Annotated in this window: 19 protein-coding genes; 11 read left to right on the forward strand and 8 right to left on the reverse strand. The window is 50.4% G+C overall.

Annotated features, from left to right (window positions below):
- Positions 1-246: 246 nt before the first annotated feature.
- The 8 genes from mutS to BM185_RS05090 all read left to right on the forward strand — a co-directional run bounded on the left by mutS (position 247) and on the right by BM185_RS05090 (position 9260).
- Complete coding sequence (gene mutS, locus BM185_RS05055; protein ID WP_091960271.1) at positions 247-2844, forward strand: DNA mismatch repair protein MutS; 2598 nt, start codon at positions 247-249, stop codon at positions 2842-2844.
- A gap of 216 nt (positions 2845-3060) precedes the next feature.
- Positions 3061-3384 carry a ferredoxin FdxA gene (fdxA, locus tag BM185_RS05060; RefSeq protein WP_091960273.1) on the forward strand — a complete coding sequence of 108 codons (324 nt, stop codon included), beginning with the start codon at positions 3061-3063 and terminating at the stop codon, positions 3382-3384.
- An 11-nt stretch (positions 3385-3395) separates the two neighbouring features.
- Positions 3396-3740, forward strand: a complete 345-nt coding sequence (locus BM185_RS05065; protein WP_091960276.1) for a histidine triad nucleotide-binding protein — start codon at positions 3396-3398, stop codon at positions 3738-3740.
- Between the two features lie 71 nt (positions 3741-3811).
- Positions 3812-4786 (forward strand): bifunctional enoyl-CoA hydratase/phosphate acetyltransferase, encoded by a 975-nt coding sequence (locus tag BM185_RS05070; RefSeq protein WP_091960279.1) that lies wholly within the window; start codon positions 3812-3814, stop codon positions 4784-4786.
- Between the two features lie 4 nt (positions 4787-4790).
- Positions 4791-6023: an acetate/propionate family kinase gene (locus BM185_RS05075; RefSeq protein WP_091960282.1), complete on the forward strand. Its 1233-nt coding sequence runs from the start codon at positions 4791-4793 to the stop codon at positions 6021-6023.
- On the forward strand, positions 6020-6661 hold the full coding sequence (gene coq7 / locus BM185_RS05080; RefSeq protein WP_218149403.1) for a 2-polyprenyl-3-methyl-6-methoxy-1,4-benzoquinone monooxygenase: 642 nt from the start codon (positions 6020-6022) through the stop codon (positions 6659-6661). Before BM185_RS05075 ends, coq7 begins: the two co-directional genes overlap by 4 nt.
- A gap of 41 nt (positions 6662-6702) precedes the next feature.
- Positions 6703-7800, forward strand: coding sequence for a carboxynorspermidine decarboxylase (nspC, locus tag BM185_RS05085; RefSeq protein WP_091960289.1), 1098 nt, complete (start codon positions 6703-6705; stop codon positions 7798-7800).
- A 218-nt stretch (positions 7801-8018) separates the two neighbouring features.
- The gene (locus BM185_RS05090) at positions 8019-9260 is read left to right on the forward strand and encodes a saccharopine dehydrogenase family protein (protein ID WP_091960294.1); all 1242 of its coding nucleotides are present in this window, start codon (positions 8019-8021) and stop codon (positions 9258-9260) included.
- 59 nt (positions 9261-9319) lie between these two features.
- Here the strand turns inward: BM185_RS05090 and BM185_RS05095 are convergent, their stop codons facing one another.
- The 3 genes from BM185_RS05095 to BM185_RS05105 form a co-directional block, all read right to left on the reverse strand.
- Positions 9320-9730 carry a hypothetical protein gene (locus BM185_RS05095; protein ID WP_091960297.1) on the reverse strand — a complete coding sequence of 137 codons (411 nt, stop codon included), beginning with the start codon at positions 9728-9730 and terminating at the stop codon, positions 9320-9322.
- A gap of 17 nt (positions 9731-9747) precedes the next feature.
- Positions 9748-10692, reverse strand: coding sequence for a pentapeptide repeat-containing protein (locus BM185_RS05100; RefSeq protein ID WP_091960300.1), 945 nt, complete (start codon positions 10690-10692; stop codon positions 9748-9750).
- A 182-nt stretch (positions 10693-10874) separates the two neighbouring features.
- Positions 10875-11297 (reverse strand): OsmC family protein, encoded by a 423-nt coding sequence (locus tag BM185_RS05105; protein ID WP_091960302.1) that lies wholly within the window; start codon positions 11295-11297, stop codon positions 10875-10877.
- A gap of 100 nt (positions 11298-11397) precedes the next feature.
- On the opposite strand from BM185_RS05105, the gene crp reads away from it, so the two are divergent.
- Entirely contained in the window at positions 11398-12054 is a 657-nt protein-coding gene (crp, locus tag BM185_RS05110; protein WP_091960306.1) for a cAMP-activated global transcriptional regulator CRP, read from the forward strand.
- On the opposite strand, the gene trpC is transcribed toward crp, so the two are convergent.
- From trpC to BM185_RS05130, 4 genes are all read right to left on the reverse strand, one after another.
- Entirely contained in the window at positions 12051-12851 is an 801-nt protein-coding gene (trpC, locus tag BM185_RS05115; RefSeq protein WP_091960309.1) for an indole-3-glycerol phosphate synthase TrpC, read from the reverse strand. The genes crp and trpC overlap by 4 nt on opposite strands.
- 12 nt (positions 12852-12863) lie before the next feature.
- Complete coding sequence (trpD, locus tag BM185_RS05120; protein WP_091961311.1) at positions 12864-13883, reverse strand: anthranilate phosphoribosyltransferase; 1020 nt, start codon at positions 13881-13883, stop codon at positions 12864-12866.
- Between the two features lie 157 nt (positions 13884-14040).
- Positions 14041-14619, reverse strand: coding sequence for an anthranilate synthase component II (locus BM185_RS05125; RefSeq protein ID WP_091960312.1), 579 nt, complete (start codon positions 14617-14619; stop codon positions 14041-14043).
- A gap of 60 nt (positions 14620-14679) precedes the next feature.
- Positions 14680-16524, reverse strand: a complete 1845-nt coding sequence (locus BM185_RS05130; protein ID WP_281247328.1) for an ABC transporter ATP-binding protein — start codon at positions 16522-16524, stop codon at positions 14680-14682.
- 110 nt (positions 16525-16634) lie between these two features.
- Between BM185_RS05130 and BM185_RS05135 the strand changes: the two genes are divergently transcribed.
- Positions 16635-16829: a hypothetical protein gene (locus BM185_RS05135; protein WP_091960316.1), complete on the forward strand. Its 195-nt coding sequence runs from the start codon at positions 16635-16637 to the stop codon at positions 16827-16829.
- Positions 16830-16899: 70 nt separating this feature from the next.
- Positions 16900-17097: a hypothetical protein gene (locus tag BM185_RS05140; protein WP_091960318.1), complete on the forward strand. Its 198-nt coding sequence runs from the start codon at positions 16900-16902 to the stop codon at positions 17095-17097.
- A 22-nt stretch (positions 17098-17119) separates the two neighbouring features.
- Here the strand turns inward: BM185_RS05140 and parC are convergent, their stop codons facing one another.
- Complete coding sequence (gene parC / locus BM185_RS05145) at positions 17120-19384, reverse strand: DNA topoisomerase IV subunit A (RefSeq protein ID WP_091960321.1); 2265 nt, start codon at positions 19382-19384, stop codon at positions 17120-17122.
- Positions 19385-19414: the final 30 nt, after the last annotated feature.

The raw sequence follows: 19414 nt of genomic DNA on the forward strand, positions 1-19414 counted from the left end.
CTTGGCTTTTAAGCTACTGCCTTGGGGAGTGGGTCGAGTGGTGACGCGCATCCTGCGGAGGTGGGGTGATCCTTGATATCTTTTTTAGCAAACAGGGCTTTGGCATGCAAGTTGGCCCTTTGTCGGAAAAAGGTTTTGATGCCCTTCCCCGTGCAAGTTACCCTTAGGCGCTTGTTGTCGGGTCGTGAGTTTCTGTGAAGCTCTTAAGATTTTGATTCGAATGGATAAATTTACGGTAAGGCCTTGATGTCAGAAGAAGAATATAGCAACCACACGCCCATGATGCGCCAATACTTAAAGATAAAGCGGGAGTATCCGACGACTCTAGTTTTTTATCGAATGGGTGATTTTTACGAATTATTTTTTGACGATGCCAAGCAGGCTGCCCGTTTACTGGATATTACCCTAACCCAGCGCGGCCAGTCCGGTGGTCAGCCAATTCCTATGGCTGGCATTCCTTACCATGCTGCTGAGGGTTATTTGGCCCGTTTGGTGCGGGCAGGCTTGTCAGTCGCTATCTGTGAGCAGTTGGGTGATCCTGCAACCAGCAAGGGTCCGGTGGAGCGCCAGGTGGTTCGTATCGTGACTCCAGGTACGCTAACCGATGAAGCCCTGCTGGATGAGCGCCGTGACAATCTGCTGGTTGCCTTTTATCAGCAAGACACTGAGTATGGTTTTGCCAGCCTGGATTTGGCCAGTGGCCGCTTTGTGGTGAGTGAAACCCGTGATGCCAGTCAGCTGGAAACCACCCTGGCCCGTTTGTCGCCATCAGAATTACTGGTCGATGAAATGGCGAGCCTGCCCAAGGGTTGGTCAGAGTTTTCAGGGTTACGCCGCCTGTCGCCCTGGCAGTTTGATGAAGAAACAGCCCGACGCAAATTGGTTGAGCAGTTTGCGGTTCAGGATCTGCGTGGCTTTGGTTGTGAACACCTGCACCCCGCATTAGCCGCGGCTGGCGCCTTATTGGAATATGCCAAGGAAACCCAAAAGTCAGCCCTGCCTCATCTGCGCTCCTTGGTTCTTGAAGACGAAGAAGACACTCTTTTAATGGATGCGGCCAGTCGTCGTAATCTGGAGCTGGATACCAATCTGTCGGGTGGCAGTGAGCACACGCTTTTTCAGGTTCTGGATGCAACAGCAACACCTATGGGTTCACGGCTGTTAAGGCGCTGGCTGCATCGGCCTTTACGCGATCAGGCCCGTTTAAAAGAACGCCAGGAAGCTATTCAGGAATTAATGAATTTGGCCTGTGACCTGGAGTTAGGTGAACCCCTGAAAGCAATAGGCGACCTGGAACGAATTTTGTCTCGGGTAGCTCTGCGTTCAGCTCGCCCCCGAGATTTATCTCGCCTTCGCGATGCTTTGCTGGCGCTGCCGGACTTAAAAAGCCAGTTGGCTGATTTGCAAGCCCCTTTGCTAGTTGAGCTAAACGCTCAGTTAGAACCCCTGCCCGAGTTGGCCGAGCAATTGAACAAGGCACTGATTGAAAATCCACCAGTGATTATCCGTGATGGCGGAGTGATTGCCACTGGCTACGATGAAGAACTGGATGAGCTGAGGGCACTGCGTGAAAATGCCGGCGGCTTTTTACTGGATCTGGAAAACCGCGAGAAAGAACGCACAGGCCTTTCCACTCTCAAAGTGGGTTATAACCGGGTGCATGGCTACTATATTGAGATCAGTCGTGCCCAGTCAGATCAAGCTCCGGTTGAATATCAGCGCCGTCAGACGCTAAAAAATGCCGAGCGTTTTATCACCCCTGAATTGAAAGTCTTTGAAGACAAGGCCCTGTCCAGCCAGAGCCGGGCCCTTGCTCGTGAAAAACAGCTCTATGAAGAACTCTTGGATGTTTTGAATGAGCAGCTGGGCAGCCTGCAGATGACGGCTGCCGCTCTGGCGCAACTGGATGTTCTACAAAACTTGGCTGAACGTGCCACCAGCCTCAACTGGTGTCTTCCTCAACTGACTGAAGAAGAAGGGTTGAGTATTAAAGAAGGGCGACATCCCGTTGTGGAACAGGTGGTGACCGATCCTTTTGTTGCCAATGATCTGGAATTTGATCCTGGTTCGCGCATGCTGGTTATAACTGGCCCCAATATGGGCGGTAAATCCACCTATATGCGTCAAATTGCTTTGATCACCCTGCTGGCTTATATCGGCTCTGCTGTCCCTGCCCGAGAAGCTCGGCTTGGCCCGGTAGATCGCATCTTTACGCGCATAGGGGCTTCAGATGATTTGGCTTCAGGGCGCTCAACCTTTATGGTGGAAATGACCGAAACCGCCAATATTCTGCACAATGCCACCCGCCAAAGCCTGGTTTTGATGGATGAAGTGGGTCGGGGAACCTCTACCTTTGATGGCCTGTCCCTGGCCTGGGCTTGTGCTGAACAGCTTGCTGACTTGGGCGCCTGGACACTCTTTGCAACCCACTACTTTGAACTCACCACCCTGGCCGATGAACTGGAAACCGTGGTTAACGTTCACCTTTCAGCCAGTGAATATGCTGAGCAACTGATCTTCATGCACAAGGTGGAGCCCGGCCCTGCCAGCCAGAGTTATGGTTTGCAGGTGGCTCGCTTGGCAGGCGTGCCTGAACCGGTGATTCAACGTGCCAGAGAACGTCTGACCCAGTTAGAAAAACAGGAAGTGCAAGACCGCCAGGCAAGTGCGGCTTATCAACAGGCCCAACCTTTAAAAGAAGAGCCCCAACCCTGGCAGCCGGACATGTTTGCTGGCCAGCCGCATCCAGTGGTTGAAGAACTTAGCCAGCTGGTACCGGATGATCTGACCCCCCGCCAAGCGCTGGAGCTGCTTTATCAACTGCAGATCAAAGCCAAAAGCTGAAAAAATGCAAATAGCAGTCTAGAATGGCGGGTTAAACGCTTGAGAAAAGCTGTGTAACTGGATACGAACTTGCCCGGACGCGTGAATACATCCCTGTAAGCTCTGAACACGACTTCCTGTCGTGTACAGCCGGGCAAGTTGCATCCAGTACTCAGCCCGAGAATGGTTGCTTGACTTCGGGTTTAGCGCCAAGCCGAGAATAGATGGGAGAAGAAAGTGACCTTTGTCGTAACTGAAAACTGTATTCGCTGTAAATATACCGACTGTGTAGAAGTTTGCCCGGTCGATTGCTTCTATGAAGGCCCTAATTTTTTGGTCATTCACCCGGATGAGTGTATTGACTGCGCCCTTTGTGAACCTGAATGTCCTGCCGAGGCTATTTTTTCTGAAGATGAATTACCGGCAGGGCAAGAAAAGTTCATCCAGCTCAATGCTGAGCTTTCTGAAGTCTGGCCTAATATTAGTGAACAAAAAGACCCCTTGCCTGATGCAGCAGACTGGGACGGCAAGCCAGACAAAATTCAGTATCTTGAAAAATAAGGAAAATAACCATGCAAGACTGTCTATTTTGTAAGATTGTTGAGCGTGAAATTCCAGCTAAAATTGTTTACGAAGATGAGCAGGTGCTGGCTTTTCATGATATCGACCCCAAGGCACCGACCCATATTCTGATTATCCCCAAGCGTCATATTACGACCTTGAATGATTTGACTGAAGAGGATGCTGCTCTGGTGGGGCGCTTACAGGTTACCGCTGCCAAGCTGGCCAAAGAAATGGGTTTTGCTGAGCAGGGTTACCGAATTGTCATGAACTGCAATGAAGATGGCGGTCAAACGGTTTGGCATATTCACATGCACTTGCTTGCTGGACGAAGCCTGACCTGGCCACCAGGCTGATCTTTTTATTCTGATCACCAGTTAAGGGGTTGGCGGTTGCGGAAATTTTCAAACTTTAAGGAAAGATGACCATGAATGATGCGATAAAGAAAGTACTGGCTCCCCATGCTTTGGAAGTCACTGACGTTAAGCATTATCAGTTGGAAAAAATTCTGCAACAGGCCAAGGATGCGCCCCCCGTTCCTACAGCCGTGGTGCATCCGGTTGATTTCAATAGCCTGGATGGTGCCTTGGAAGCTGCTGAAGCCAATATTATTATTCCAATTTTTGTGGGTCCTGAATCGAAAATTCGTCAGGTTGCCAAGGAAAATAACCTTGACCTGAAGGACTATCCGATCATCGACACCGAACACAGCCATGAAGCAGCTGAAAAAGCGGTCGAAATGGCCAAGTGTGGCGATGTTCATGCACTAATGAAAGGTAAGTTGGGTACTTCCGAACTCTTGGGCGCGGTCATTTCTAAAACGGGCGGTCTGCGTACTGAACGCAGGCTGTCGCATGTTTTTGTGATGGATGTTCCCAGCTATCACAAAAGTCTATTTATTACCGATGCTGCCATAAGTATTGCGCCTAACCTGATGGAAAAGCGCGATATTTTGCAAAATGCCATAGATTGCGCTCATGCCCTGGGCGTGGATTTACCTAAAGCCGCTATTCTTTCTGCGGTGGAAAAGGTCAAACCCAATATTCAATCAACACTGGATGCTGCGGCCCTTTGCAAGATGCTGGATCGGGGGCAGATCACTGGTGCGCTTGTGGACGGGCCTCTGGCTTTTGATAATGCTATTTCGCGTGAAGCTGCCGAAGATAAAGGTATCAAATCCCCTGTACCTGGGGATGTTGATATTCTGATGGCGCCGGATTTGGAGTCGGCCAATATGTTTGCCAAGCAGCTTCAGTACCTGGCGAATGCCAAAGCTGCAGGTATTGTAATGGGTGCCCGAGTTCCGATCATTTTGACCAGTCGAGCAGCCAAGTCGCTGGAGCGTCTTTCTTCCTGTGCTGTAGCGGTTATGGTGGCACGCAAAATGGGTCGCCTGGAGTAAGCTTATGAGCACTAAAACACAAATGATTTTAATTGTTAACGCGGGTTCTTCCAGCCTGAAGTGCTCCCTGTTTGATGTTCAGGGTAGCGAAGTGGGTCAACACTTTCGCGTTAAGGTAGCCAACCTCAAAGGCCCTGCACGCCTGGAAATCTACGACCACAGTGAAAATTCAGATGGAGTACTGGTCGACAAGGAAACCCTTGATAAAGAGCAGCTGGATGTTGCTAACAACCAGGCCCATGCCAATGCGTTAAAAGTCATTCTCGATTGGATCAGTAAAAACACTCCGCAATATGAAGTGGCTTGGGTTGGACATAGGGTCGTCCATGGTGGTGACCGCTATTCAAATCCGGTGATCGTTGATTCTCAGGTATTGGATTTCCTAGAAACTCTGGTTCCTCTGGCTCCTTTGCATCAGCCTTATAACCTCAAGCTGATACACCTGTGCCGTGAGTTCCTGCCCGAATGCCCTCAGGTCGCTTGTTTCGATACGGCCTTTCACACCAGCATCCCCAAGGTGGCACAAGAATTTGCCATTCCGCGTAAATACACCGAAGAGGGTGTGCGCCGCTATGGTTTTCATGGCCTTTCCTACGAATACATCCTCGACAAGCTAGGCCGACTGGATGCAGAACTGGCCCAGAAAAAGCTTCTGGTTGCACACCTGGGTGCAGGCAGCTCCATGTCTGCGATTGAGCAAGGCAAGAGCCGAGCATCGACCATGGGCTTTACCGCAGTTGAAGGCTTGCCTATGGGAACGCGCTCTGGCCAATTGGACCCTGGGGTACTTCTCTACCTGATGCAGGAAAAAGGTATGGATGCCAAAGCTTTGGAGCAGATGCTGTATAAGGAATGCGGCTGGTATGGTGTTTCTGGTGGTATTGCTTCGGAAATGCTGGCGCTCAAGCAGTCAGATGATCCTAACGCCAAGGCGGCCATTGATATGTTTATCTACCGCATTGCACGTGAAAGCGGCTCCCTGGCGGCAGCCTTGGGTGGCGTGGACGTTATGGTGTTTACTGGTGGTGTCGGTGAAAATGATGCTGACTTGCGCGCAGCAGTGGTTGAACAGAATGCTTGGCTGGGTATGAAAATTGACTCTCGTCGTAACCAGGCCAATGAATACCTGATCTCAGCCGATGACAGCCGGGTTAAAATTTTTGCTATTCCAACCAATGAAGAAAAAATGATAGCCCGACATACTTTGAAACAGCTGGAGGCTTCCCCATGTCCCTGACACGTCAACCCAGCCCCCTGGACCAGGCCATAGGCCAGTTTGATACGCTGCTGCGCACTCTGGTACCCAAGGCCGCACAGCCTTATCGTCCCAATCCCGCTTTACAGCATGAGCAGCCCGATCTGGATGAGGCTGAGCGTAAGCATGCTGCTGGTCTGATGCGAATTAACCACACTGGTGAAGTTTGTGCCCAGGCTCTTTATCAGGGGCAGGCCATGACGGCCAAATTGGAAGAAGTCCGTGATCAAATGACGCTGGCGGCTCAAGAAGAAATTGATCACCTCGCCTGGTGTGATCAACGCCTGCAAGAGCTGGATAGCCGGACCAGCCTGTTAAACCCGCTTTTCTATGCTCTTTCTTTTGGGATAGGTGCTGCGGCTGGTAAAGCAGGCGATAAATACAGTCTGGGTTTTGTTGCTGCAACTGAAGATCAGGTTTGCCACCACCTGGAAGAACACTTTGAGTCCTTGCCTGCTCAGGATGAGCGTTCACGGGCTATTTTGCGCCAGATGCATGAAGATGAAGCTCATCATGCTGACTGGGCACTCAAGGCCGGTGGTGTGGAATTTCCTACCCCAGTAAAAAAAGTGATGACTCTAATGTCAAAAGTGATGACTAAGAGCGTTTATCGTATATAATCGCGCGCTTTTTCAAGCTTCATCACTGCTGAGGTAAGTCGATGCTCAAAACACCCTATTACCTGATCGATAAAAGCAAACTTAAGCGTAACCTGGAAACTATCGCCCGGGTTCGTGAAGAGTCAGGTGCTAAATCCTTGCTGGCGCTTAAATGCTTTGCGACCTGGGGTGTTTTTGATCTTATGCAGGAATACATGGATGGCACCACTTCTTCTTCCCTCTACGAAGTCAAACTCGGCAAGCAAAAGTTTGCCGGGGAAACCCATGCCTATAGCGTGGCCTATGCCGATGATGAAATTGAAGAAGTCCTGGCTCACAGTGACAAAATTATCTTCAATTCCATCAGCCAATTAAAGCGTTTTGCCAAAGCTTCAGAAGGCAAAACTCGAGGTCTGAGAGTGAATCCTGGTGTTAGCTCTTCAGACTTTACCCTGGCTGACCCGGCTCGTCCGCACAGCCGTTTGGGTGAACACAACCCAGACCAAATTGCAGAAGTTCTGGATCAGGTTTCAGGCTTTATGTTTCACAACAACTGTGAAAACGCTTCTTTTGAACGCTTTGATGAAATGCTGCAGGTGATTGAAAACCGCTTTGGTCATCTGCTGAAAAAAGTGCAATGGGTCAGCCTGGGTGGTGGTATTCACTTTACTGGCGAAGGCTATCCGCTGGAGCGTTTTTGTCAGCGCCTGAAAGCCTTTGCTGACAGCTACTCTGTTCAGGTTTACTTGGAACCGGGTGAGGCAGCCATAACCAACTCCACTAGTTTGGAAGTTACCGTTCTGGATTTGCTCAATAATGGTAAAGAGCTGGCTATAGTGGATTCTTCCATTGAAGCCCATATGCTGGACCTGTTGATCTACCGTGAAACAGCCAAGTTGGAACCCAATCAAGGTGAGTACAGCTACCAGATTTGTGGTAAGTCCTGCCTGGCTGGAGATATTTTTGGAGACTTCCAGTTTGAAAAACCGCTGCAAATTGGTGATCGCCTGTCGTTTCAGGATGCAGCTGGTTATACAATGGTCAAGAAAAACTGGTTCAATGGCGTGAAAATGCCTTCTATTGTCGTGAAAAATCTGGATGGCAGTCTTGAGGTCACCAGGGAGTTTACCTACGATGATTTTGTGCAGGCTTTGTCCTAGTAGTAGCGACTTGTCCCGAGCAAGGAGCTTACCGGTCAGGACGCGTGAATACATCCCTGTAAGCTCTGACCACGACTTCCTGTCGTGGTCAGCCTGACCTAGTAACACCTTGCTCTGAACTTCTGGTTCTTAGACTGAATTTTGAACTTACAAAAGCGTGCGACTCATCAAACGGAATCTCTGTTGAAACTTATTTAATAGTGGAGTGATGTCTGGAAATGAAAAAAAATGTCTTGATTATCGGAGGTGGGGGCGTTGCTCAGGTGGTCGCCCACAAATGCGCCCAGAACAACGATGTACTGGGCCAGATAGTTCTGGCATCACGTACCCAGGAAAAGTGTGATGCCATCGTCAAAAGTGTCGAAGAAAAGGGCAGCATGAAGGTGCCCGGACGTATTCAGACTTACGCACTGGATGCTTTGGATATCCCCGCCACAGAAGACCTGATCCGCAAGACAGAGTCCCGCATTGTGATAAATGTTGGCTCCGCTTTTATCAATATGTCGGTGATGACGGCCTGTATTAATACCGGCGCCGCTTATTTGGATACGGCTATCCACGAAGAGCCGGACAAGATTTGTGAAGATCCACCCTGGTATGGCAATTATGAGTGGACCCGCAAGGATGAGTTTGCCAAGGCAGAAACCACGGCCATTCTTGGTGTTGGTTTTGACCCGGGTGTGGTTAATGCCTATGCCAAGCTGGCGGTGGATGAATATTTTGATAGCGTCGATTCCATCGATATTATTGATATTAATGCCGGTGATCATGGTCGTTATTTTGCCACCAACTTTGATCCCGAAATTAACTTCCGCGAATTTACCGGGCGTGTTTGGTCTTGGCAGAATCGCCAGTGGACTAAAAACAAGATGTTTGAGCATAGCCGTACGGATAACCTGCCGGTGGTCGGTGAGCGCACCAGCTATATGACCGGACATGATGAAATCCACTCGCTGTCCAAAAACCTGGATGTTCCCAATATTCGTTTTTGGATGGGTTTTGGTGAGCGTTATATCAATGTCTTTACCGTATTGAATAGCCTGGGCCTCTTGTCCGAGCAGCCAGTGACCACGGCGGAAGGGCAGGAAGTGGTGCCACTTAAGGTAGTTAAGGCGGTCTTGCCTGATCCTTCATCCCTGGCACCTAATTACACCGGTAAAACCTGTATTGGCGATCTGGTTAAAGGTAAGAAGGATGGTAAGGAGCGGGAAGTCTTTATCTACAATGTTGCTGACCACAAGGATGCCTACAACGAAGTTGGCAGCCAGGGGATTTCCTATACTGCTGGTGTGCCCCCAGTTGCGGCGGCCATGCTGGTTGCTGATGGAACCTGGGATATAGGCACTATGGCGAATGTCGAAGAGCTGCCGCCCCAGCCTTTCTTGAACCTGCTTAATCAGATGGGGCTGCCCACCTCGATTCGGGATGAAGAAGGCGAGCGTCCTTTGCATTTCTCCTAACCTAAGCGATCCTTGGGTGATCAGTAAAAGGGCCAGCAAATTGCTGGCCTTTTTTAATTCTAGATGACGGTATTAAAGCGGGTTCCAGTTGAGCTGTTTAGGGTGTTGAGAGAAAGGTTGTTATTGTAAAGCTCGTTGTCTGCTGTTGCAGCTTGCTCTTCCTGTTGACCGTTATCACTTCTTCTTTCAAACCAGTTTTCACCGGCCTGAGCAACACTTTCACCGGCTTGATTAAAACCTTCAGCAACCTGTTGGCTGGAACGCACATTATCTGCACGGGTTTGGTATTTGCCTGCTTGCTTATCCAGCTCTTGAGCTTGCTCAGTAGCTTGCCGTGCTTCTTTACGCTTTTGATCAGCCTGTTCAGCCAGTTGATCTGCTTTGGCTTCAGCTTGTTCTGCTTCTCTGCGCGCCTGCTGTTTAAGAAGCTGAGCACCAAAAGGGTTTAAGCTGGGGGCTTCGGTAATCATGGCCTGCCTCACAGAAATTAGTTCATCTCTTCCAGTTCTTCCTGCTCCATTTCATCAATGTTTATCATGCCTAGATCTTCAGGATTAAGGTTACCCAAATCAGTCGTGGCATCATAAAGCGCACCCTCAAAGTTTGCTGCATCTAGGTTGCTATCACTAAGGTCGGCACCACTTAGGTCCGCTCCACGGAAATCTGCTCCATAAAGGCTAGAATCGCTGAAACGTGTATTGTTAAGATCCGCATCTCTAAAGTTAGCAAAACTGAAGTTTGAATCTGTGATATCGCTGCCAGCCAGCTTAGCCTGGCTTAGGTTGGCGGCTGAGAAGTTGGATTCACTGATTTGACTGCCGGACATATCAGCAGCTTCCAGATTGGTTTCAATGAAGGTCGACTCATTAATATTGGTGCTTTGAAGGTTGGCAGCACTCAAATTGGCTCGGCTGAAGTTGGTTGTTTCAAGATTGGCGTTATTGAGGTCAGCTTCACCCAAGTTGGCACGCATAAAATTGGAATCTGAAACTCTGGAATCAGCCAGATCAGCCTCACTGAGATTCGCCATACCTAAGTTGCTATTAGTGATATTGGCTCCACTCAGCTCAGACTCACTAAGATCAGCGGTCAGCAATCTTGAGTTTTCAATGGACTGAAAGCTAGTTTCACTTAAATCTTGGCCAGACCTGTCCTCATTAAGTAGCTGTTGCCTGCCCTGAGGTTCATCTCGGTCAATACTAACTGGATTAAAAACTGCCAGGTTTCCTAGTGGACGAGATAGTAGAAGACTTTCCAGTAATTCTGGTGAGGTGTTTCTTGGCTCATTAAAACTGAGGCTAACCTGAATGCTAGGCGGCTGTTGATCAACAAACAAATTGTTGGCCTGACCGGTCGCTTTGTTTGTATTCTGCTGCCTAGCAAAGGTGAGAAGGTCAGCGACTGATGTTAACGCCGAAAGATCAGACTCCATGAGAGCCACCCCACTGGCTGGAAAATAGACACCTATATGAAAGTTAGGCGGCCCGCGTCAATTTTTCAAGGACAAGGTTTGGACAAACTAAGCTTATAGGTCACTGTTCATTAAGTAGGGCGGTGGTGCTGCTCAAGGTGTTTCCGGGTCGGGTGATTCAGGCTACCTTTCCGGAAACGGTCTCAGCTTTGTTCAACCACTTCATAGCTGTGGGTGATTTCCACGCCGGCTTTGCCAAGCATGATGGAGGCTGAGCAGTACTTGTCGGCAGACAGACTGACGGCCTTGGCAACCTGCTTTTCTTTCAACTCCTTGCCGCTGACCACAAAGTGCAGATGAATCTTGCTGAAAACGGCAGGAACTTCATCGACTCTTTCAGCGGTGATTTCTGCATGGCAATCACTGATTTGCTGGCGGGCTTTTTGCAAAATATTGACGACATCAAAACTGCTGCAGGCGCCGAGTCCCATAAGTAGCAGCTCCATGGGGCGGGCACCGGTATTGCGTCCACCCTTGTCGGGCGGGCCATCCACGACGATCGAGTGACCACTTCCGGATTCGGCAACAAATTGAACGCCATCGGTCCACTTGATTTTTGCTTGCATGCTGACAACCTGTTTCTAACCAATATAAGTGGCTTTTATCTTACCACTCTTGGTGTTTTAATGGTTCTTTGGTTAAAACTTTGTTCAGGAGCAAGGCGAAATGCAACCTCAGAAGGATGCCCAGGAACGTGCACTGAGTATTTACTTGCAGCAGGCCCACCCCCGACGTTACCCCAAGCGTTCTTTGGTTATTCACGCAGGTGAGGATGCCCACTCGGTTTATTATCTTCTGAAAGGCAGTGTTGCTGTTTATATAGAAGATGACCAGGGGCGGGAAATGATCGTTTCCTACCTCAATCAGGGCGACTTTTTTGGTGAGTTGGGTCTTTTCGATGAAATCAGCCGCCGTAGTGCCTGGGTGAGAGCTAAGTCTGATTGCGAAGTTGCTGAAATGAGCTATCAGCGCTTTACCCAATTGGCGGTTGAGCACCAGTGCCTGTGGTTTTTCTTGGGTAATCAGTTAGCGGTGCGCTTGCGGGCAACAACCGAAAAGGTGGGGGATCTGGCCTTTTTGGATGTGACCGGCCGCATTGCCCGGGTACTTTTAGAGCTGGCCAAGCAGCCAGATGCCATGACGCATCCTGAAGGGATGCAGGTTAAGATTACCCGTCAGGAAATTGCCCAGCTGGTTGGCTGTTCACGGGAAATGGCAGGTCGAGTACTGAAGGATTTAGAAGAGCGGGGGTTGGTGGATGCTGAAGGCAAGACCTTGGTCATCCGTGACCCGAGTTTACGTCCGCTGTATCAAGAGTCTTAAAAGAACAATTCTTCCAAGGCGCGGCCTGGGTCTTCCTGGCGCATAAAGGCTTCACCGACCAGAAACGCATTGACTTGCCTTGCTTGCATGGCCTGGACATCCGCACGTTTAAGAATACCGCTTTCGGTAATAACCAGTCGATCTTCTGGGATCGCAGGTAGCAGGTCCCAGGTATGGCTGAGGCTCACTTCAAAGCTATGCAGGTCCCGGTTGTTGATACCCAGGATGCGGTTGGGTAGCTTCAGTGCCCGATCGAGTTCTTCACGGTTGTGTACTTCAATCAAGACATCCATACCCAGCTCATGAGCCAGTAGATTGAGTTCGCTCATCTGCTCATCATTCAGGCAGGCGGCAATCAGCAGAATACAGTCGGCATGAATCGCCCTGGCTTCAAATACCTGGTAGGGATCAACGATGAAATCTTTACGAATCACCGGCAGATGGCAGGCCGCACGGGCTTCTTGCAGGTAGTCCTCATGGCCCTGGAAAAAGTCTCTGTCGGTTAGTACGGATAAACAGGCTGCGCCACAGGCTTCGTAGCGCTGGGCAATTTCAGCGGGAATAAAGTCTTCACGCAGGATGCCCTTGCTGGGTGAGGCCTTTTTGATTTCGGCAATCACGGCGGGCTGTTGGTTTTCCAGCTTATTAAACAGCGCTTGGGTAAAGCCTCTGGGTAGATCAGCCTGATCGGCTTTCTTTTGCAGGTCTTTAATGCTGACCTGTTGCTGGCGCTCAGCCACTTCCTGATGCTTGCGCTCAACAATTTTTCTTAAAATCGTTGGAGTGTCGGGGTTCATGTCAAAACCTGATTATTTGAGGGCCTGGGTAAAATTGACCAGGGCCTTAAGTTTTTCAGCAGCTTGGCCGGAGGCAACAGCATCCTGGGCCAGGGCAACGCCTTCAATGATCGAGTCAGCAATATCGGCCGCATAGAGAGCGGCACCGGCATTGAGCAAAACCATATTCAGTGCCGGACCCTGCTCATTGTTGAGTAGCTTGCGAATCAGCTCAAGTGACTCTTGGGCAGTTTCTACCTTGAGACTGTCCAGGGGCTGTCTTTCCAGGCCAAAATCTTCCGGCTGGATGACGTATTCAAGAATTTCATCAGGTCGGCATTCTGCCACCCGCGTTGGTCCGGCAATGGAAATTTCATCCAGACTCTCTTCGGAACAAACCACCAGGGCATGCTTAAGTCCCAGTTGTTGCAAGACTTCTGCCAGAGGTCTCACTAGCTCAGGGGTATAGACACCGAGCAGTTGGTAGTGGGCTCCAGCAGGGTTGGTTAAAGGACCCAGAATATTAAAAAGCGTGCGGATTCCCATTTCCTTGCGGGGGCCAATAGCATGCTTCATGGCACTGTGATGAGCAGGTGCAAACATAAACCCAACACCTAGTTCTTCGACGCACCGGGCCACGGCTTCAGGATCAATACCCAGATGGACTCCAGCTGCTTCGAGAAGATCGGCACTGCCACTGGATGAAGAAACCGAACGATTACCATGCTTGGCGACCTGGCCACCAGCGGCGGCGACAACAAAACTGGTACAGGTGGAAACATTGAAAAGATTGGCGCCATCACCGCCGGTTCCAACAATATCCACTAAACGCTCAGAGTCGATGGTTACTGGCGTGGCCAGGCTGCGCATGACTTCAGCAGCGGCCGTGATTTCATCAACAGTTTCACCCTTCATGCGTAGGCCGACCAGAAAGCCACCCATTTGAGCCTGGGTTGCTTCGCCGGTCATAATCAGCTGCATGACGTCGCGCATTTCTTCGCGGGTTAGGTCTTGCTGTTTTGTCACCCTGTCCAGGGCCGCTTTCATATCCATCATCTAACCTCTTTGCTTGGCAGTCTTGAGGACTGGAAGGTCACGGCCAGGTTGTTGGCGTCAGCGAGTCAGAGAAAGACGAGCGCAGATGTCAGTTCATGGATAGAAGTGTCATCTGAAAAGCCAAGGGCCTGGCCAAAGTGACCTCTGGTTGTTCTTAGTACTCCAGGAAATTCTTCAGTAATTCATGGCCCTGCTGCGACAAAATTGATTCCGGGTGAAATTGCACACCTTCAATGGGCAGGGTTTTGTGTTTGATGCCCATGATTAAACCCGGAGTCGGATCATCTTCGACCACGCTTGCGGTGACTTCCAGGCAGTCCGGCAGCTGGGTTTCATCCAGCACCAGAGAATGATAGCGGGTTACTGACAAGGGGTTGTCCAGACCCTTGAAAACCCCGGTATTTTTGTGACTGACCAGCGAGGTTTTACCATGCATCACTTGCGGTGCCCGTATGACCTGGCCGCCAAAAACCTGGCCGATGGCCTGGTGCCCAAGACAAACACCCAAGATGGGCAACTTGCCAGCAAAGTGTTCAATGGCCTGCAGGGAAATACCGGCTTCATTGGGCGTGCAGGGGCCGGGCGAAATGACCAGATGACTGGGGTTTAACGCCTCAATCTGTTCCAGGGTCAGGGCATTGTTGCGTTCAACACGAACATCAGCACCGAGTTCAGCCAGGTACTGGACGATGTTGTAAGTAAAGCTGTCGAAATTATCGATCATCAGCAGCATGAGGGGGGTCTCTTGCCTGAGTTGTATTTTGGGCTTAAAGGATTATACAGAGAAAGCCCTTTAGCGGTAACCGCTTGCTTGTAGATTGAAGAGTTCAGCATAACGCCCATCGGCAGCCATAAGTTCTTGGTGATTGCCTTGCTCAATAACCTGACCGCCCTGAATAAAGAGGATCTTGTCGGCCATACGTACTGTAGAGAAGCGATGCGAAATCAAAATCGCCATTTTGTTCAGGGTATGCTGCCGGAAATACTCAAAAATCTGGGCTTCAGCTTCGGCATCCATGGCTGCCGTGGGTTCATCAAGTACCAGAATATCGGCTTTTTCACGCATAAAGGCGCGGGATAGAGCAATTTTTTGCCATTGCCCGCCGGAAAGCTCTTGCCCTCCTTTGAACCAGCGACCCAATTGGGTTTGATAGCCATCAGAGAGTTTATCGATAAAGGTATTGGCCATGCCTGATTCGGCAGCGGCCTGCCAACGCTCCTGGTCGCTAAAGGCTTCAACATCACCCATACCGATATTTTCACCAACCAGAAACTGGTAGCGTACAAAATCCTGGAAAATCACACCAATGCGTTGGCGCAGGGTCAGGGGGTTCCAGTCACGCAGGTCAGTGCCATCAAGTAGAATACGGCCCTGATCCGGATCATAGAGGCGGGTCAGGAGTTTGATCAGGGTGGTTTTACCGGAGCCATTTTCACCCACCAAAGCCAGGCTTTCACCAGGCTTTAGGTGTAAGTTGAAATCCTGTACAGCGGGACGGGTGCTACCGGGATAGGTGAAGTGTACGCCTTCAAAGCGCAGGCCATCGCCCGGTTTTTCTCCTGCAGTGATACGCCCTGTTTCACCAGGAACAGGTTGTTCCAGGTACTCATAGAGGTTGGATAGATAGAGGTTGTCTTCATACATGCCGCTAATAGACGTTAGGCAGGTGCTAATCGCTGTTTGACCCTGCTTGAATACCAGCAGATACATGGTCATATCACCCAGAGTGATTTTTCCCAGTACAGTTTCCAGAACAACCCAGGCATAGGCCGCATAGAAGGTTAGGGTTCCCAGTAAACCGAGTAGAAAGCCCCAGGTTTCACGGCGTAGAATCAGGCGGCGATCTTCCTTAAACAGGGTGTCGAAAATACCCTTATAGCGTCCCAGTAACAGGGGGCCAAGCTGGAAGAGTTTGACTTCTTTGATGGAATCTTCCCGAGCCAGCACAGTTTCCAGGTACATTTGCGCCCGGGTTTCAGGCGAGCGGCGTCTGAAAATTTGGAAGGCATCACCGGAGAATTTGGCTTCGGCAATAAATACCGGTAGGGCACCGATAAAAAGTAACAAGAGGGCCCAGGGAGAAAACTGAATCAACAGGAAGGCAAAACTCGCCAGAGAAATGGTGTTTTGTAGCAGGCTAAAGGTTTTATTAACCAAGGCCAGAGGACGAATCGAAGCCTCGCGTCTGGCGCGGGTCAGCTTGTCGTAGAATTCTGAGTCCTCAAACTGGGCCAGGGAGAGGGTCTGTGCTTTTTCCAGAATCATGACGTTGACTTTCTGGCCAAGCAGGGCACGCAATAAGGCTTGGTGAGCTGCCGTTGCCCTTTGCGCAGCACTGATCCCAATAAGTACCAGGGCTTCCAGTAGCACATAGGTTAGCAATGGCTGGTAATCGATTTCACCACTGGCCTGATAAACCTCCATAGCCGCAACCACAGCATCGACAATCAGCTTGCCCAGCCAAGTAGCAACCGCAGGTAAAACCCCGGCGACCACTGTCAGTAACATCAGGCCAAATGTCAGGCGGCGCGAAGTTTGCCAGACCAGTTCCAGAGCCCGGCGGGTATAGCGAAAAATACCGAGGAAGCGGTGCAGTTCACGGGCTGGCGCTGGGTTGTTGTTGCTTGGTGGAGACACTGTTCAGTCCTGATTCATGAGTGTTTTACTGAAGTTGCAGTTTGCAGTAATGACTGCCAAGCTGAAGTAGCTTGATCAACATTCACCTTAAAAAAGATTAAGGAGAAATAATGGATATTTCTGGTGCCGGTTCTGTTATGGCCCAAGCGGCTATGAAGCAGAATGATACCCAAAGCAAAAGTGAAGCCCAGGCCAGTGTACTGAAGGATGCTCAGGAGCAGCCTGCGCAAGCTGTCACTGACCTGATCAACTCTGTACCCCAGCCAGAAGGTAACAAGGGCCAAAACCTGGACCTTCAGGCCTGATTCGATGTAATCTGCAGGTTGGGAAGCCCAAGCTTCCCAACTCCATCAAGCTTACAAAGGAAATAGCCCCATGGATTTTTCAGGCGTTAGCCCCGAAGTGATCGTTCAAGCAGTGGCGCAACAGCGTGAAGCCGACACCCGTATTGAGGCCCAAGCACGTTTGGTTAAGAACGTACAAGAAACTCAGGAAAATGCCATCATGGCTCTAATGGAGGCAGTTCCTTTGCCCGATGCCCGCAGTGGCCATAATGTTAACCTGAAGGTTTAAACGCCCCGCTTCAATAGCAAGGTCACTCACTGGCTTCCAGGCGATCGACCTTCTGGAAGCCACGCGGTAATTTACTGCCTCGTCGACCCCTTTCACCCATGTAATGCTCCAAATCAGCAGGTTTGAGGGTCAGGTTGCGCTTACCTGCAATCACCTTGAGTGAACTGCCTTCAGGCAACAAGGCCAAAGCAATGACTTTTTCTTCGCGATTGGCTGCCCGTCTTGCGGGAATATCCAGAATCTTATTGCCCTTACCCTTGCTCAGTTGTGGTAACTCACTGGTTGGGAAAACCAGCAAGCGCCCTTCATTGGATAAGGCCGCCAACAGAAGGGTTTGGCCTTCCTCAACCTGCGGCAGAAGTTGTGGTGCCATGACTTCTGTACCCTTGGGCGGGTTGAGCAGCCCCTTACCTGCTTTGTTTTTACTGGCCATATCGCCCAGGCTGGTAATAAATCCATAGCCCGCATCTGAAGCGACCAACACCTGGTCCTGCTCCTGGCCGATCAGCAGTCCACGGAATTCAGCACCTGCTGGTGGGTTCAAGCGACTGGTGACAGGTTCACCTTGCCCGCGAGCTGAGGGCAGGGTATGGGTAGGCAAGCTATAGCTGCGCCCGGTGTCATCCAGCAGGATGGTTTGTTGATTGGTTTTCCCCTGAGCTGCAAGGAAAAAGCTGTCGCCACTTTTGTAATTGAGGCTTTCGGGATTAACATCATGCCCCTTGGCAGAGCGAATCCAACCCTTACGCGACAAGACCACGGTGACCGGGTCGGCACCGGCGAGTTCAGTTTCACTGAAGGCTTTGGCTTCCTGCTTGGCTTCCACCAGTTGCGAGCGGCGCTCATCACCAAAGCTTTCGGCATCGGCTTGGAGTTCATCGATAATCAGCTGGCGCAATTGATCTTCACTGCCCAGTAACTGGGTCAATTTTTTGCGCTCTTTTTCCAGCTCACTTTCTTCACCGCGAATCTTTTCTTCTTCCAGGCGTGCCAGATTGCGTAGTTTCAAATCCAGGATGGCATCGGCCTGGCGTTCAGAAAGGCCGAAAGCCTTGATCAACTCCTGCTTGGGGTCTTCTTCTTCACGAATGATGCGGATGACTTCATCAAGATTCAGATAGGCAATCAATAGGCCTGCCAACAGGTGCAGGCGATCTTCAACCTTTTTCAGACGGTTTTCCAGGCGGCGAATAACCGTGGTACGACGAAATTGCAGCCATTCACTGAGTAGACGGTTCAGCGGCTTAACCTGTGGGCGACCATCCAAGCCGATGACATTAAAATTGGCGCGCTGGTTTTTTTCCAGATCCGTGGTGGCGAACAGATGAGCCATCAAGGCCTCGGTATCCACCCGGTTGGAACGGGGCACCAACACCAGACGCACTTCATTTTCATGATCTGATTCATCACGCAAATCGGCCAGTAAAGGCAGTTTCTTGGCCTGCATCTGGGCGGCGATCTGTTCCAGTACCTTGCTAGGAGAAACCTGATAAGGCAGCGCCTGGATAACAATTTCACCTTCTTCCAGAGTCCAGGTGGCACGGCTTTTAACTGAACCCTTGCCTGTGGTGTAGATTTTTTGCAGCTCATCCCTTGGCGTGATGATTTGTGCCGCAGTTGGAAAATCCGGCCCCTTGATAAATTGCATCAGGTCCAGAACACTGGCTTCCGGGTTATGCAGCAGGTGGATACAGGCTTGAGTAACTTCCCGGGCATTGTGTGGTGGAATATCGGTTGCCATGCCTACGGCTATCCCGGTGCCACCATTTAAAAGCAGGTGGGGCAGGCGTGCCGGGAGGACTTCTGGCTCCAGCATAGTGCCGTCAAAGTTGGGCACCCAATCTACCGTACCCTGGCCGAGTTCCTTAAGCAGTACTTCCGAAAAACGGGCCAAGCGGGATTCGGTGTAACGCATGGCTGCAAAGGATTTGGGGTCATCCGGGCTGCCCCAGTTGCCTTGTCCATCAACCAGTGGGTAGCGATAACTAAAGCTCTGGGCCATGAGTACCATGGCTTCATAACAGGCTGAGTCACCATGAGGGTGAAACTTACCCAAAACATCACCAACAGTACGGGCTGATTTTTTGTATTTGGCTGTGGCGGAAAGCCCCAGCTCGCTCATGGCATAGATGATGCGCCTTTGAACAGGCTTCATGCCATCGCCGATATGGGGCAGGGCCCGGTCCAGAATGACGTACATGGAATAATCCAGGTAGGCCTTTTCGGTATATTGGCTCAGGCTTTGGCGCTCAAAATTGTCATCGACAAATTCGTTATAGCTGGTCATTGACGACTATCCCTGGGTGGTCTGAACTGA

Origin of the sequence: Marinospirillum celere (assembly GCF_900112235.1) — a bacterium.
In the GTDB taxonomy this organism is placed as follows: domain Bacteria; phylum Pseudomonadota; class Gammaproteobacteria; order Pseudomonadales; family Halomonadaceae; genus Marinospirillum; species Marinospirillum celere.